The organism is Bacillus sp. FSL K6-1218, from assembly GCF_038006445.1.
Classification (GTDB): Bacteria; Bacillota; Bacilli; order Bacillales; family Bacillaceae_G; genus Bacillus_A; species Bacillus_A thuringiensis_S.
Genome location: NZ_JBBOVE010000001.1, coordinates 3,226,685 through 3,241,362 on the forward strand (window position 1 = coordinate 3,226,685; position 14,678 = coordinate 3,241,362).

Below are 14,678 nucleotides of genomic sequence, written 5' to 3' on the forward strand. Positions count from 1 at the left end.
TTTATTTCAACTCCAACTTGTACCCGAGTCCGCGCACTGTCGTAATTTGAAAATCATCCGTTCGTTTTGAAAAACGATCTCTCAGCCGCTTTACATGAACGTCAACCGTTCGTTCATCTCCTTCAAAATCCATTCCCCATACTAATTCAATTAGCTCTTCTCTTGAAAATGTTCTGCCAGGATAACTAGCAAGTTGCGATAACAATTCAAATTCCTTTAAAGGAAGCAAAATCGTCTGCCCGTTACACTTCACTTCAACACCTTTACGATCAATTGTCGTTCCGTGGAGTGTAATAATGTCAGCACTCAGCATTTGATAGCGACGTAATAAAGCTTTCATACGAAAAATCACTTCCGCTGGTTCAAATGGTTTTACAATATAATCGTCTGTACCCGAAATGAATCCTTTTTCTTTATCGACTAACTGATCCTTTGCAGTTAATAAAATAACCGGTATATCATGATACTTCCGGATTTCTTCACATAACGTATAGCCATCAACAAACGGCATCATAATGTCTACTATCGCAAGGTGAATATTCTCTTTCTCTAATACGCCTTGCGCTACCTTTCCATCTTCAGCCTCAAAAACTTTAAACCCCTCTTTTTGTAAATGGTAATGCAATAACTCTCTAATATGCTTATCATCATCAGCTAATAAAATATGTATCATGTTCATTAAACCCTCTCTTGTTCATCCTTCTACATCCTTACATTAAGAAACAATTGGATTTTTTGCAAGAAAAAGAAAAGGATTCCTTAGAAAATGCTTTTGTTATCATTGTGGTCAGCTGCTTTATTTTTCTTATAACTTGGTGATGTACTCTGGTGTACAAATAAGTGATCTATTACTTTTTTAGTAAGTGGCATAAAGAAATTCAGTAATAACCCACCTAAACAAACAGTTAATATAGTTCCAACACCAATTGGTCCATGTAAAATCGTTGCCATTATTAAGAATATAAGGGAAATAAATGTTCGTGCTATAAAGATATTCGTTCTAGTTAATTCTTGTATGATTAAAGTTAATCGGTCAATTGGAATGGGAGCAAAATTTGTTTGTAAATATATTGCAGTTCCTAATCCTGTAATAACTAATCCGATTCCAAAATAAATCATTTTACTGTACCATATTTCAGGTGTAATTAAATTGCGTAATAAAAATAGCCACACATCAATACCAATACCCGTTATGAATGCTGTTAACAACCCTAGTACCTCTGGTCTTTGTCTTTTTAATATCGAATTACAACATATTAATAATAAAGCTATTATTATTTCCCAGCTTCCCACAGTAAGCCCCACATTTAAAGAAAGTCCCACTAAAAGTGCATCAAAAGGTGAAGTGCCAAAATCTGATTGTATTGTGAAAGAAATACCAAGGGTTAATATTAAAATTCCTAATACATAAAAAACATACTTCATTTTAATCAACCTCTTCATCGTCATTTTTGTTGCATTTACAATAAAAATATTTTATATTAAATGTAACTTCAAATTGTTGCATTTGCAATAAAAACAAAAGATCAGGAGTTCATTATGAAAGAAATTCTTCGTGAAATTGGCATGATTGCAAGGGCATTAGATTCTATTAGTAATATAGAATTTAAAGAATATGAGCTTACAAAAGGTCAGTATTTGTACCTTGTGCGAATATGTGAAAACCCAGGAATCATTCAAGAAAAGCTATCTGAGATGATAAAAGTAGATCGTACAACCGCAGCCCGTGCTATCAAAAAGCTTGAAATCAATGGATTTATCGAAAAGAAAGAAGATGAATCTAACAAGAAAATCAAAAAACTTTTCCCAACAGAAAAAGGGAAAAATGTCTATCCTTTTATTAAAAGAGAAAACGATTATTCAAATACTGTTGCATTAGAGGGATTTTCGGAAACAGAAGCGGAAACTATTTCTAATCTTCTTCAAAGAGTAAGAAAAAATATAGAAAAAGATTGGGAATTTGTAAAAAAGGGAAATAAGAGAAATTATTGATTATATAAAGGAGCTAACTATTCAAATGACTACACATATAGAAAAGTGCACCCTTGAAGATATACACAGAATTCAAGATATTAGTTATGAAACATTTAATGAGACTTTTAAACATCAGAATTCACCCGAAAGTATGAATCACTATTTGGAAAAGGCATTTAACTTAAAACAATTAGAAAAAGAATTATCCAATATCTCTTCTCAATTCTTTTTTGTCTACTTTAACGATGAAATTGCTGGATATTTAAAGATCAATATTGATGATGCTCAGTCTGAAGAAATGGGAAATGAATCACTTGAAGTAGAGAGAATTTATATAAAGAGCTCCTTTCAAAAACATGGTCTTGGTAAATATCTACTAAATAATGCTATTGAAATTGCAATAGAACATAATAAAAAGAATATTTGGCTAGGCGTATGGGAGAAAAATGAAAATGCTATTGCTTTTTATAAGAAATTAGGTTTTGTACAAGCTGGCTCTCATTCCTTTTATATGGGCGATGACGAACAAGTTGACCTTATAATGATCAAAACACTCATATAACTTTTTTTGAAAGGTGGGCTATTATGTATATTCCAAAGTATTTTAAAGTCACAAATGTTGATGAAATTTGGGATTTTGTTCAAAAAAACTCTTTTGGAACAATCGTCACAACAAAAAAAGAAAAACCAATCGCAACTCATTTGCCCTTTGGATTAACTAAACAAGGTGATGACTATTTTATTACTGGACATATGGCTTATGGGAATCCTCAGTGGAGAACATTTGAAACTTGTGAAGATGTTCTTGTAATATTTCAAGGACCACACTCTTACATCTCTTCTTCTTGGTATGAACATGAAGAAGTTCCAACATGGAATTATCAAGCGGTCCATATATATGGTAAAGCAAGTATTTTAAGTAAAGAGGAATTAATAGATGAATTAACAACAATGCTGAAAAAATATGAAGAGCATCGTGAAAATCCAGTATTATGGGATAAACTTTCCCCTACTCTCTTAGAAAATGAACTGAAAGGTATAGTTGGATTTAAGATTAAGGTGGGAGACATCCAGGCTGCATATAAATTAAGTCAAAATCGAAATAAGACGGATTATATTAACATTATTGAGAAATTGTACGATGAAGAAAATCCAGATGCAAAACAAATGGCGGAACTCATGGGGAGTAGATTAAAAAATCACATATAATCCATCGTTATTCAACTCTCACATTTCAAAATTAAAGAACCGACTGGAGCGTTCTATCGGCAGTTTTCTTTAAAATGTAAAAGTTTGAACTTAAAGTGAATGGTGTTTAATAAAAAAGAATCTATTTTGAAAAAAGATTATTCAAAATAGATTCTTACGTTTTAGTATTAAGATTATTTTAATGAAAAATAAGTTCTAAGCTTTAGAAATATCAACGAATCCTTCTCCAAATACGTCACGAACATCGTGTATAGCGATAAACGCAGCTGGATCCGTAGTTTGAACAATCCTCTTTAGCTTCACTACTTCTTGCTTATTAATAACAACATAAAGAATTTCCTTCGGAGTTTTCGTGTAATAGCCATGACCTGAGTACACAGTAACCCCTCTGCCCATTAAGGTAGTTACCTTCCCAGCTATTTCATTCGGGTTATCAGAAATAATCGTAATGGCTTTCTTCGGATTTAAACCTTCAATTACAAACTCCATCACTTTCGTTGCTACATATAGCATAATAATTGTTATCATCAGTTTTTCTGCACCAATGATGAAATAAGATGAAAACGCAACAATTAAATCGAAGAACAGTAGACCGTAGCTAATGCTCCAGCCTAAATATTTATGCGTCATCCTTGCTAAAATGGTAGTACCTGCTGTTGTTCCGCCAACTCGAATAATAAGACCAATCCCGCACCCAATAAATATTCCTCCGAAAATGGCATTTACAAGCATTTCATCCGAAGTAATCGTCCAACCTTCTGTCAAATGAAGAAATAGCGAGTTCGTAACTACAGCGATAATCGTATAAATTGTTGTAATCTTATTTAAAAATTTATAACCAGCTATTAACAAAATCGCATTTAAAATTAAGTTAACTAAGCCTGGTGACCATTCAAATAAATAATACGTAATAATCGTGATACCAGTTACTCCACCCTCACCAAACTCGTTCGGGATAACAAACAAATTGACACCTAACGCAAAAAGAAATGCACCAATAATAATAAAAATAATGTCTGTCGTTCTTTTTTTCATACAGTACCTCACTTCTTATGTAAATATTTATTCTGTCATAAACTCTCACCATTATATCGTGGAATATTCAAATCGAACAGTGGTTTATTTTTATTTTAATATAGGATGATAAAACAACTTTATCCTATATCCACATGTAATTTAAAAAGTAAAACAACTGTATTTATTATGTACTACAAGTAAAGTTTTGATTTCACATGCAGTTGATGCTAAAAAATGAATATGAATACTCACTCGCACAAACTTCGAATACAAAGCAAATAGGCGAAGCTATAGAATAGGCTTCGCCTCAAGCGTGTGATCATAAAGATTCATATGAAATTTTATATTCACGCATTGAAATAAATTTACTTATCTTTCTCCATATATTCTTTAATCTTTCGTTCTTCCCACTCTTTTCCGAATATCCCAAATGGAAAAGTTGTCAATCCGTGTATAACGATACCAATCCCCCAACCTGCAAGTGGATATACAAACCATAATTTACTTGAATCAGAGCTTATATTTATAAAAAAAAGCATTAAGTTCACTAGTATATAAACCGTTAAATGAATGTAAAATGCTTTTAAATTCTCCATTCTTTTTTTAGCTCGTAAATAAACCTCATCTCGCTCCACCCTTAAACACCTCTTTCCATATTGTTTTTTCACCTTCGCTCCAGTGTTAACATCATATTCTAATCGGAAATCCGTTATTCTCAAAAAAACATAAAACAAAAAAGTACCCATCGAATTATCATACATATGATGATTCAATGGGTACTGCATGATACATTTGTTATTTACAGAATTCTAATTAAGACCAAATCCAAACATCATCATTATTTTCAACGTTGCTCTTTACCTCATAAACTTTTTCGATATGATCAACTGTGTTCCAGTTAATAGAACTTCCACCCCAGCCCACATACTTCATATCAATTTTCACTTTCTCACCCATATTAAATACTTGTCCCTTCGTTAAGAAAACATCAATAATATCTTTCTTCCCATTTAGCGATGGATATTCAACTACGACATATTTAGTAGAACCTTCTCCCTCATCTTCCATCGTTCCTACTTTTGATACTTTCCCAATTACATAATCAGGAGAACCGTCTTCTTTCATGTGCATACCCAACTTGTTTGTTGTATTTTCAACTGCAGTTGCAACCATATATTCTGTAAAATTACGCATCATAGATCCAGTAGCTTTTACTTCATCTCCTACTTTCACGTTTGAAATTGAATCAATATACACACTAACAGGTTCCTCATATTGCTTAGATTTTACAACAATCACACCGTTATCTACTTCTACTACTCGTCCTTCTAACGTCGAAAAATTCGATTCAATAGAAGCTGCACTCGCTTTTGTTAGTTCTAATCCTGGTACATTCGTTCCTGATAATGCTGCGATACCTAAAGCACCTGCTAAAATTATTTTTTTCATACACATTATGAAACATCTCCATTCATGATGATTTTATTTTTGATTGGATACGACCAACCTGTAACTATTATAGTTACAGGTTGTAGAAAATATCAACCCTCTTTCTTATGCAATGTTGCATACTGTAACTTTTAAATATACAACAATGAGACTAGATTCTCGAGTTACAGCAGGTTAAATTGTTGATGATGAAGAAGCTAATGTTATGTATCATATTTTTCAGCGCTACGGTTTGTATAGCCGTAGTCCATTACATTATGTAGGAACGGAGTTAACATGTTAATAAAACCAAAGAGGTTACAAACAGGAGATATTGTGGCGACAGTAAGTCCTTCATGGGGAGGAGCAGGTGATTCTGAAATAAGATGGCGATATGAGCAAGGAGTAAAAAGATTAGAAGAAGTTTTTGGTCTTACGATTATCCCAATGCCAAATAGTTTAAAAGGTAGCGAATACCTTTATAACAACCCAGAGGCCCGTGCGGAAGATATAATGACAGCATTTAAAGATACACGCGTGAAAGCAATTATTGCGAATATTGGCGGTGAAGATAGCATCCGCTTACTTCCTTATATAGATTTTAATGTAATACGTGAAAACCCGAAAATTTTTATGGGGTACTCTGACGTTACCATTTCACACTTGTTTTGTCATAAAGCAGGAATTTCCTCTTTTTACGGTCCAGCAATTTTAACTGATTTTGCCGAAAATATAGAGATGGATCCATATACGGTTGAAATGGTAAATCGGACTCTCTTTTCAAATGAGACAATTGGCGAAATTCAACCAGCTCATGAATGGACGAGTGAGCGTTTAGAATGGATAGAGGTAAATAAAGATACAAGGCGTACGATGCAACAAAACAATGGCTATGAACTACTTCAAGGCTCTACTACCTTACAAGGACGCTTAATTGGTGGTTGTATAGAAGTATTGGAATTTGCAAAAGGAACAGAACTTTGGCCTGAGAAAAAACATTGGGAGGATAGTATTATCTTCTTTGAAACTTCTGAAGATCATCCAGAACCAAGTTATATAAAGTATTGGTTACGAAATTATGCAGCGCAAGGCATTCTCCAAAAAGCAAAAGGTATCATTTTTGGTAAGCCAAAAGACGAAATGTATTATGAAGAATATAAACACGAAATACTGCAAGTTATGAAAGAACATAACTTAGAAGATTTGCCGATTCTTTATAATTTAAATTTTGGTCATACCGAGCCGAAGTTTATTTTACCTTACGGTGCGATGGCAGAAATTGATTGTGAAAATGGGTCTTTCTCTATTTTAGAGAGTGGCGTGGAATAAATAAAAACACTCCTATAAGATATGACTGTGAATTGATACTTTTTAAAAGTATATAATTGGAGGGAGATTACGTGTATGGAAGTAACATTTACAGTAAGTAAATGGGATGAAAAACTAATCGATGATACTAGAAAAGATTTCCCTATTAATATTGCCCATGTTGAATATGAAATTGATGGTGAATTAAAAGGAAAAGCTTTTGTTGAATATTTATTATATTATTTAGATTCAAATATAAATGATGGTCACTTGGCTACTGCTAAAATTTCTGGATTTTTACACTTTGAAGGAATTTATAAGGGGCAACAAGGAACATTTACAGCTATAGAGCAAGGAATATTCGATAAAGGAAATCTAAATTCCCCAGGAACAATTATTAAAGCTACTGGTAACTTAGAAAATCTGAGAGGGTCCTATAATTATCAGTTTACAGGTCCAACTAGTAAACTAATTTTAGAGTTTGAATTCCAGCAAAATATCCTATAATTTAGTGGAAAGGACATTTCTTATAATACTAGGAATGTCCTTTTTTTGTTGACAAGCTTATTCAACTATTCTTCTATTAGCTAAGAAAAGAACAGAGTATATTACATAACGTCTTATTATCAGTATCCAGCAATGCATAAAATTTTCGTTATGGGGGGAATTAAAAATCTAAGCCCGAGAGGCATGTGCCCCCCACCTATTCATTACTTTTCCTACTAACTAAAGAATAATCCCAGAAAAACTCCCCTGCATAACTTCTTTTTCAAGTTGATTCCTACATATAAACATCGCAATAATTTTTGTACGATTTTTTTCATCGGGCTCAAATTGTTCAATAGTTACGTCACAACGAATCGTATCACCGCTAAAAACAGGACGTACAAATTCAAAATCCATCTTGCGAGCTAGTACGTTATAATCACCGCCAATTTTTGTAGGCAACGTTGATGTTAACAGTCCTTGTACAACAAATCTCCCCTGCTCATCTGGTGTAACATGATGAACACCTTCATCTTTCGATACTTCCGTAAATAAAACAACATCCTCTTTCGTAAAAGTTCGCTCAAAGGTGATTTTTTCGCCTACTTGCAATTTCATCTATACCCCTCCTCAAAAACACTTTATAAATAAGAAAAACCGAAACTATAATCATTTCGGTTTTTCAAAACTATAGAAGTCAATATTTACTTTAACGAATGAACAAACAACCCACTACGCAGTTTCGGTTCAAACCACGTTGATTTCGGCGGCATGACTTCTCCGGCATCTGCGATTGCTAATAAATCTTCCATAGATGTCGGATATAATGCGAATGCTGCTTTGTATTCGCCGCTGTTCACAAGGCGTTCTAGTTCTTCTAACCCCCGTATTCCGCCAACAAAATCAATGCGTGAATCAGAACGCGGATCATGTATTTCAAGTACTTGGCTTAATAAATGATCTTGCAGGATAGATACATCTAAACCTCTAACAAGATCATTCGCATCGAATGTTTCTTCTTTCACAGTAAGCTTATACCACTTCTCATTTACATACATTCCAAATGTTTTTGGTTCATTTGGTTTATACGGAGAAACAGGTGCTTCTTCTACATAGAAGTATTGCTTGATTTGTTTTAAAAACTGTTCTTCTGATAAACCGTTTAAATCTTTCACAACTCGGTTATAGTCCCAAATCGATAATTCATCATGAGGGAATAGAACCGATAAGAAGAAATTAAATTCCTCTTCTCCTGTGTAATTTGGATATTGTTCTCTTCTCATAAGTCCTACTTTTGCAGCTGATGCAGAACGGTGATGCCCATCTGCAATATAAAGATTAGGAATATCTTCAAATGCGTTTACTAAAGTCGTAATTACATCTTCATCTGCAATCTTCCACGCAACATGCTTAACACCGTCTTCTGCTGTAAATGTATAAATTGGCGCATGCTCTTCTTTCCAGCTTCTAATTAAATGCTTTACTTCATCTTTTGTACGGTAAGTTAAAAATATCGGACCTGTATTTGCGTCACACACATCTACGTGGCGAATACGATCTAGTTCTTTTTCATGACGTGTTCTTTCATGTTTTTTAATTGTATCATCTTCATACTCATCAATAGATGTACAAACGACAAGGCCTGACTGCGTTCTTCCTTGCATCGTCAGTTCATAAATATATAGCGCTGGCTCTTCATCTTGTATGAACACTTCTTCTCGTATAAATTGCTTTAAATTGTCGCCCGCTTTTTCATACACGCAATCATCATACGGTGACAATTCAGGATCTAAATCAATTTCTGCTTTATCAACATGCAAGAAAGAATATGGATTCCCTTTTACAACTTCCCTTGCCTCTTCACTATTTAATACGTCATACGGTAAAGCTGCCACTTGTGCCGCTTTTTCCTCTACTGGACGAATGGCCCGAAACGGTCGTATTTTTGCCACATTCCTCTCTCCTTTACACAATCATTCGAACGGCTACAACACCTGTAATTTTGCTTATATTTTCTACAATATTCTCTTTTATTATATCATCAATTCCGTTATCGATATCAATCATTGTGTATGCCCAAGAATGTTTACTACGATTAATCATATCGGCAATATTAATATGATGTTCCGCTAAGCATCCTGTAATTTGCCCTACCATATTCGGGACGTTTTGATGCATAATTGTAATTCGTTTCTTTCCGATATACGGCAATTCTACGTTTGGATAATTTACTGAGTTACGAATATTTCCTGTCTCTAAATATTCACGTAATTGACGCGCCGCCATTACTGCACAATTTTCTTCCGATTCAGACGTTGATGCACCAAGGTGAGGCGTCGCTGTTACATTTTTCATCTTTATTACATTCTCATTCGGGAAATCCGTTACGTAATGTGTAATAATATCTTCTTCTAATGCTTTTTGAAGAACCTTTTCATCTACAAGTTCTCCTCTAGAGAAATTAAATAGACGCATCCCTCTTTTCATCTTCTCTACAGCGTGTTCCCCAATGATCCCCTTCGTTTGATTCGTAAGAGGAATATGCAGTGTAATATAATCACACGTTGCAAAAATTTCATCAAGGCTAAATGCTCTTTGCACATGTGTAGAAAGACGCCAAGCTGTTTCAACTGAAATATAAGGATCATATCCGATAACATCCATGCCTAACGCTAACGCATCGTTCGCAACTAAAGCACCGATTGCGCCAAGTCCGATAACACCTAGACGTTTCCCTGCAATTTCTGATCCAACAAATTGTTTTTTTCCTGATTCAACAAGCTGTGGTACTTCTTCACCCTCTAAGTTTTTCGTCCAACTTACACCATTAATAATGTTGCGTGAAGACATAATAAGACTGGCAATAATGAGTTCCTTTACTGCATTAGCATTTGCCCCCGGCGTGTTAAATACTACAATTCCTTTTTCTGTACATCGCTCGACAGGAATATTATTTACACCAGCGCCAGCTCTTGCAATCGCCTTTAAGTCTTTTGAAAACTCTTCTTGATGTAAAGAGTAGCTACGAAGCAAAATTCCATCTGGGTGATTGATTCTATCTCCTACTTCATAACGTTCTTCAGTAAAGACTTGCAAACCTTTTTCTGCAATTTGATTTAACGTTTGAACACGAAACATATCCCCATCTCCCTATCTATTCTCAAGCTCAAATTCCTTCATATAATTCACTAATTGTTTTACACCTTCCACTGGCATCGCATTGTAAATACTGGCACGCATACCGCCAACTGAGCGATGTCCTTTTAACGTAACGAAACCGCGTTCCTTCGCTTTTTGTAAAAACTCATTGTTAAGTTCTTCTGACGGCGTTGTAAATGGAATGTTCATAAGTGATCGATACGCAGGATCAACTGGTGAAGTAAACAATTTAGATTCATCTAAAAAATGATAAATAAGTGAAGATTTCATTCTATTTTGTTCTTCAATCGCAGATACTCCGCCTTGCTCTTTCAACCACTCTAGTACAAGTTTTGTTACGTAAATACTAAAGGATGGCGGTGTATTATATAAGGAGTTATTTTTACTGTAAGTTTCATAATTTAACATTGTCGGACAAGAGCGATCTGCTCCCCCAATTAAATCTCTTTTTATAATAGCAATCGTTAAGCCCGCTGGTCCTAAATTTTTTTGTGCTCCCGCGTATATAAGACCAAACTTCGAAACATCATATTGTTCTGACAAAATATTTGAAGACATATCCGCAACGAGCGGCACTCTTTCTACATGTGGAATATCCACATATTTTGTCCCCTCAATTGTATTATTCGTTGTAATATGTACATAATCTAGTTTTTCATCGCTTAGTAAACCGTCCAGTTTAGGAATCGTAGTAAACTTCTCTTGCTCGGAAGAAGCAATTACTTGTACTTCCCCAACTTTTTCGGCTTCTTGTAGTGCCTTTTTAGACCATGAGCCAGTTAGTACGTATCCAGCTTTTTTATACGTATTCATTAAGTTCAGTGGTATCATAGAGAATTGTAATGATGCACCGCCTTGTAAAAATAAAACTTCATACTCATCAGGGATGCTCATTAATTCACGAAGTAAGTTACTCGCTTCCTCTATAATACTTTGAAAATAAGAAGATCGATGACTCATTTCCATAATAGACATGCCTGTCCCGTTATAATTTACAAGCTCCTTTTGCACTTTCTCTAAAACTGGCAAAGGGAGTATTGATGGTCCTGCTGAAAAATTATAGACTCTCTCCATTACCCTCATAACCTCCCTATTTCTCATTTTTATTAATTTTTAAACTTTCTGAATTATAACCTAAAATATAATATACGGTCAATTTGTTTTCTATTATTACGGCGCAAGACGCAATGGAATCGCTTGCATGTGCAAACTATTTTTATAAACATACAAAAAAGTGTTAAGTACATAATCGTACTTAACACTCTAGTAATAAAGTATAATTGCTAATTATCCGTGAAGAACCGATCAAAAATTTGATAAATAGCAGAAAGACCAATGAGCCAATAAATAGTGTCCACAAGCGCCGGCATAGAACCAAACCATTTCTCAACTACATTGTAATCTAACGCTACAAACAACCAATTCAAACCGCCGAGAATCACCAAAATTACTGTAAGGTAAGACAAAAATTTCATTATGATTGCCCCCTAGGTGATAAGATGGTGAAAGGCCTTTCACTAGAAATATATGTAGTAAACTTCAAAACTTACCTATTTTGTAAAAATTATTTTCGGTACCAGCCGTTAATAACTGCCTCCGCTTCTTTACTATGTATTTGATACGGATGTGTACTATCATTAGAGCCAATAAACCAAATTGAAAAACCTTTAAAATATGGTTTCGGTTCTAATACATCGCGGTAAGCACGCCATCCATTTAATTGTACATCTTTCGAAAACACATTAGAAACATCTGGATTCCACGGATTTTGCAGTCCAAGTTCACGCGCTGGAACGTTAAATCCACCAAAATAAACGGGCTTTCCTGTTGCATTATGTAATTGTTCCAATTGCTGAACAACATTTTGTCCACGGTTATATACTGTCGTCGCAAATAAACTTTGCTTCACTTCTTCATATGACGGATTTCTTTTTCCAGAAACTTCAAACCAACTATCGATACTAACAATATCTACCTTCTTTAAATACGGACGGTTTATTTTCTCTATAAACTTCGCTTCATAAGAAGGATCCCAGCTTGCTGTTAACCACCAGTTCATTTGATACAAAACATTTCCTTTATACTGATTACGAACAAAATCAATTGTATTGCTCCAGTATCCTTCTGCATACTCCATATTCACGAAATTAGAAGCAATCTTTAGTCCATACACATTGTATTTACTTGTAATGGAATTAAAAATATCTTGCAGAATAACCGTCTTCCAATTCCAGAAGAAATCATTAATGTTACTTGGGTTCCATTCTGTCTCTCCAACATTCCCCTGCTGAATATACGGGAACGGTTCCACTATAACTTGAATATTACGCTTTAATAATTCTTGAATTAAAATAATAGCTTGTTGCTTTTGCGCTTGATTAATTACCATGTTAGTAGAAGTCACATTTGGGATATCCACTTGAATCGGTACATTTACTGTATTTAAATTTAAGCGCTCCACATCCGCTAATACTTTCGCTACATTTCCAACTTCCCATACTGTTACGTTTCCTGATTTGATTTTTCCAGATTGAACAGTATTTACATCTGCCTGTACATTTCCTTGAAAACAAAAAGAAAACAACATAATAAACACTCCTAAAAAACTTATTAAACTCTTATTTTCCTTCACAACTTTCCCCCTATAATTTTTGGCTTTCTTGATTATTTTATACAACGTTTCACATTTATTCCAGAAAAAAATGAAGTGCCGTTCAACTATATTCATATAAATCTTCTAAAAATAGTAGGAAAAATAAAAAAGGAGCAGATTTCCGCTCCTTTTTATCCTTTTACGATTGAAATTATTGAATCCCTTCTGGTAACTTAATTGAATCAAACTTTTCATATGAATCAATCTTTATACTCACAACTGCATCCAATTTTTGCTTATCTGTACTAGCTTTTTTATCTGAGTTACTTTCACTCACTGTTATAGTTGTTCGCATCTCTTCAAATTTATAATCTTTTGTTATTATATATTCAATGTTAAACGCATCCATATTAAATCCTTCCGTTAATTTTTTCATATCTCCATTAATTTTTTGTAACGTATCTACCGCTTCTTTTCCCTTTAATTCAAGTGTAAGTTTATATGTGTCTCCATCTTTCTTTGCTTTCATTTTCTTAGCCAAAGCTTCCGGTAAATCTAACTCATTAAGTAAATTTTTACTGACCATTACATCATTTACATTAAATTGATCATTAGGTATCGTAACTAACTCTCCTGTATCAGGGTTTTTCACTTGAGCAGCGACCTTTCCATCTACTTCATACGTTACAATATCTGTACCACTTATTTTCATTTCAGCTCTAGAATTCTTCAGTTTCGGCTCCATCTGTATTTTCATTTTAATTTCTTCTGATTGGCCGCTCCCCTTCATTGACATAAGAGATGTCAATGTAAGATATTCCTCTTGTTTTAATCCGTCAGCTGCTTTTTTAAAAATATCTTTCGCTACTAACTCTTTTTCTTTTTTTACAGATACTGTTTTAGGTCCACTTGTTTTTTCGCTGCTACAACCAGTTGTTAAACCTACTATTAGCGCCAAACTAGATATTACAACCATTTTCTTCATACTGATTCTCTCCATTTCCCACTTAAAAATATTTTCATCCCATGTATAGTAAATCAACTGAAATAAATATATATACAATAATTATTTAACCTCTAAACAAAACCAGTTATTCAATCCGTATACTAACGTAACTAAAGCTCCTATTACACCAAAAACAACAATATTTATACCAATTGACGAACCGAATAAAACAGCTATCATTGACACTATCAGTAATAGCATGGCAATACTATTTATCTTAATTCCTACTACATCGCCATCCTTTACTTTCTTTTCTTTACTTCCAAAAAAGAATTGTTTTACTTTAATATTCGCTTCACCTAATTCAAAAGGAAGCGTATATTCTTCGTTATTCTCAAGTTTTATTACTACTTCGTTATCTACCTTTACAGCAACTCTTGCTGCTCCGCCCATTATCCCTGTTGCTCTCATTACTTTAATGCTCATATTAAATCCCCCTATTAGATTTCACTGCGACTATTAAGAAATTTTCCTTGTTGTACACTACTTCATCCTCTG

Annotated in this window: 18 protein-coding genes; 5 read left to right on the forward strand and 13 right to left on the reverse strand. The window is 34.0% G+C overall.

Annotated elements, in window-relative coordinates:
* Position 1 precedes the first annotated feature (1 nt).
* The gene (locus tag MHI26_RS16350) at positions 2 to 679 is read right to left on the reverse strand and encodes a response regulator transcription factor (protein WP_001055963.1); all 678 of its coding nucleotides are present in this window, start codon (positions 677 to 679) and stop codon (positions 2 to 4) included.
* A gap of 80 nt (positions 680 to 759) precedes the next feature.
* Positions 760 to 1,425, reverse strand: coding sequence for a YczE/YyaS/YitT family protein (locus MHI26_RS16355; protein WP_061666918.1), 666 nt, complete (start codon positions 1,423 to 1,425; stop codon positions 760 to 762).
* 114 nt (positions 1,426 to 1,539) lie between these two features.
* Here MHI26_RS16355 and MHI26_RS16360 point away from each other — a divergent pair, with 114 nt between their 5' ends.
* The 3 genes from MHI26_RS16360 to paiB are packed head-to-tail and all read left to right on the forward strand — an operon-like array spanning position 1,540 to position 3,183.
* Positions 1,540 to 1,992 (forward strand): MarR family winged helix-turn-helix transcriptional regulator, encoded by a 453-nt coding sequence (locus MHI26_RS16360; RefSeq protein WP_000658986.1) that lies wholly within the window; start codon positions 1,540 to 1,542, stop codon positions 1,990 to 1,992.
* Positions 1,993 to 2,017: 25 nt separating this feature from the next.
* Complete coding sequence (locus tag MHI26_RS16365; RefSeq protein WP_061666917.1) at positions 2,018 to 2,536, forward strand: GNAT family N-acetyltransferase; 519 nt, start codon at positions 2,018 to 2,020, stop codon at positions 2,534 to 2,536.
* A 23-nt stretch (positions 2,537 to 2,559) separates the two neighbouring features.
* Positions 2,560 to 3,183, forward strand: a complete 624-nt coding sequence (paiB, locus tag MHI26_RS16370; RefSeq protein WP_000275825.1) for a protease synthase/sporulation negative transcriptional regulator PaiB — start codon at positions 2,560 to 2,562, stop codon at positions 3,181 to 3,183.
* 195 nt (positions 3,184 to 3,378) lie between these two features.
* Here the strand turns inward: paiB and MHI26_RS16375 are convergent, their stop codons facing one another.
* The 3 genes from MHI26_RS16375 to MHI26_RS16385 all read right to left on the reverse strand — a co-directional run bounded on the left by MHI26_RS16375 (position 3,379) and on the right by MHI26_RS16385 (position 5,655).
* Positions 3,379 to 4,218, reverse strand: coding sequence for a YitT family protein (locus MHI26_RS16375; RefSeq protein ID WP_000747489.1), 840 nt, complete (start codon positions 4,216 to 4,218; stop codon positions 3,379 to 3,381).
* 347 nt (positions 4,219 to 4,565) lie between these two features.
* Entirely contained in the window at positions 4,566 to 4,835 is a 270-nt protein-coding gene (locus MHI26_RS16380) for a 2TM domain-containing protein (protein WP_061666916.1), read from the reverse strand.
* Positions 4,836 to 5,013: 178 nt separating this feature from the next.
* On the reverse strand, positions 5,014 to 5,655 hold the full coding sequence (locus MHI26_RS16385) for a F0F1 ATP synthase subunit alpha (RefSeq protein WP_000335913.1): 642 nt from the start codon (positions 5,653 to 5,655) through the stop codon (positions 5,014 to 5,016).
* 270 nt (positions 5,656 to 5,925) lie between these two features.
* On the opposite strand from MHI26_RS16385, the gene MHI26_RS16390 reads away from it, so the two are divergent.
* Complete coding sequence (locus tag MHI26_RS16390) at positions 5,926 to 6,957, forward strand: S66 family peptidase (protein WP_061666915.1); 1,032 nt, start codon at positions 5,926 to 5,928, stop codon at positions 6,955 to 6,957.
* Positions 6,958 to 7,032: 75 nt separating this feature from the next.
* Positions 7,033 to 7,443, forward strand: a complete 411-nt coding sequence (locus MHI26_RS16395) for a DUF3224 domain-containing protein (protein ID WP_061666914.1) — start codon at positions 7,033 to 7,035, stop codon at positions 7,441 to 7,443.
* A 219-nt stretch (positions 7,444 to 7,662) separates the two neighbouring features.
* Here the strand turns inward: MHI26_RS16395 and MHI26_RS16400 are convergent, their stop codons facing one another.
* The 8 genes from MHI26_RS16400 to MHI26_RS16435 form a co-directional block, all read right to left on the reverse strand.
* The gene (locus tag MHI26_RS16400; protein ID WP_048544764.1) at positions 7,663 to 8,040 is read right to left on the reverse strand and encodes a MaoC/PaaZ C-terminal domain-containing protein; all 378 of its coding nucleotides are present in this window, start codon (positions 8,038 to 8,040) and stop codon (positions 7,663 to 7,665) included.
* Between the two features lie 86 nt (positions 8,041 to 8,126).
* A complete protein-coding gene (locus MHI26_RS16405; RefSeq protein WP_061666913.1) occupies positions 8,127 to 9,374 on the reverse strand; it encodes a DUF1015 domain-containing protein in 1,248 nt (415 codons plus the stop codon).
* Between the two features lie 13 nt (positions 9,375 to 9,387).
* Complete coding sequence (locus MHI26_RS16410) at positions 9,388 to 10,560, reverse strand: 3-phosphoglycerate dehydrogenase family protein (protein ID WP_000490228.1); 1,173 nt, start codon at positions 10,558 to 10,560, stop codon at positions 9,388 to 9,390.
* Positions 10,561 to 10,572: 12 nt separating this feature from the next.
* Positions 10,573 to 11,655 carry a 3-phosphoserine/phosphohydroxythreonine transaminase gene (serC, locus tag MHI26_RS16415; protein WP_061666912.1) on the reverse strand — a complete coding sequence of 361 codons (1,083 nt, stop codon included), beginning with the start codon at positions 11,653 to 11,655 and terminating at the stop codon, positions 10,573 to 10,575.
* A 209-nt stretch (positions 11,656 to 11,864) separates the two neighbouring features.
* Positions 11,865 to 12,056, reverse strand: coding sequence for a DUF378 domain-containing protein (locus MHI26_RS16420; RefSeq protein ID WP_000670803.1), 192 nt, complete (start codon positions 12,054 to 12,056; stop codon positions 11,865 to 11,867).
* An 89-nt stretch (positions 12,057 to 12,145) separates the two neighbouring features.
* Entirely contained in the window at positions 12,146 to 13,213 is a 1,068-nt protein-coding gene (locus MHI26_RS16425; RefSeq protein WP_061666911.1) for a glycoside hydrolase family 113, read from the reverse strand.
* A 172-nt stretch (positions 13,214 to 13,385) separates the two neighbouring features.
* On the reverse strand, positions 13,386 to 14,159 hold the full coding sequence (locus MHI26_RS16430; protein WP_000738992.1) for a DUF6612 family protein: 774 nt from the start codon (positions 14,157 to 14,159) through the stop codon (positions 13,386 to 13,388).
* Positions 14,160 to 14,240: 81 nt separating this feature from the next.
* Positions 14,241 to 14,606, reverse strand: a complete 366-nt coding sequence (locus MHI26_RS16435) for a hypothetical protein (protein WP_061666910.1) — start codon at positions 14,604 to 14,606, stop codon at positions 14,241 to 14,243.
* Between the last annotated feature and the right edge of the window lie 72 nt (positions 14,607 to 14,678).

What these genes read in the sequence shown, in the direction of transcription:
- MHI26_RS16350 (WP_001055963.1), bottom strand. Translation starts at nt 679, where the DNA reads ATGAACATGATACATATTTTATTAGCTGATGATGATAAGCATATTAGA.
- MHI26_RS16355 (WP_061666918.1), bottom strand. Translation starts at nt 1,425, where the DNA reads ATGAAGTATGTTTTTTATGTATTAGGAATTTTAATATTAACCCTTGGT.
- MHI26_RS16360 (WP_000658986.1), top strand. Translation starts at nt 1,540, where the DNA reads ATGAAAGAAATTCTTCGTGAAATTGGCATGATTGCAAGGGCATTAGAT.
- MHI26_RS16365 (WP_061666917.1), top strand. Translation starts at nt 2,018, where the DNA reads ATGACTACACATATAGAAAAGTGCACCCTTGAAGATATACACAGAATT.
- paiB (WP_000275825.1), top strand. Translation starts at nt 2,560, where the DNA reads ATGTATATTCCAAAGTATTTTAAAGTCACAAATGTTGATGAAATTTGG.
- MHI26_RS16375 (WP_000747489.1), bottom strand. Translation starts at nt 4,218, where the DNA reads ATGAAAAAAAGAACGACAGACATTATTTTTATTATTATTGGTGCATTT.
- MHI26_RS16385 (WP_000335913.1), bottom strand. Translation starts at nt 5,655, where the DNA reads ATGTGTATGAAAAAAATAATTTTAGCAGGTGCTTTAGGTATCGCAGCA.
- MHI26_RS16390 (WP_061666915.1), top strand. Translation starts at nt 5,926, where the DNA reads ATGTTAATAAAACCAAAGAGGTTACAAACAGGAGATATTGTGGCGACA.
- MHI26_RS16395 (WP_061666914.1), top strand. Translation starts at nt 7,033, where the DNA reads ATGGAAGTAACATTTACAGTAAGTAAATGGGATGAAAAACTAATCGAT.
- MHI26_RS16400 (WP_048544764.1), bottom strand. Translation starts at nt 8,040, where the DNA reads ATGAAATTGCAAGTAGGCGAAAAAATCACCTTTGAGCGAACTTTTACG.
- MHI26_RS16410 (WP_000490228.1), bottom strand. Translation starts at nt 10,560, where the DNA reads ATGTTTCGTGTTCAAACGTTAAATCAAATTGCAGAAAAAGGTTTGCAA.
- serC (WP_061666912.1), bottom strand. Translation starts at nt 11,655, where the DNA reads ATGGAGAGAGTCTATAATTTTTCAGCAGGACCATCAATACTCCCTTTG.
- MHI26_RS16420 (WP_000670803.1), bottom strand. Translation starts at nt 12,056, where the DNA reads ATGAAATTTTTGTCTTACCTTACAGTAATTTTGGTGATTCTCGGCGGT.
- MHI26_RS16430 (WP_000738992.1), bottom strand. Translation starts at nt 14,159, where the DNA reads ATGAAGAAAATGGTTGTAATATCTAGTTTGGCGCTAATAGTAGGTTTA.
- MHI26_RS16435 (WP_061666910.1), bottom strand. Translation starts at nt 14,606, where the DNA reads ATGAGCATTAAAGTAATGAGAGCAACAGGGATAATGGGCGGAGCAGCA.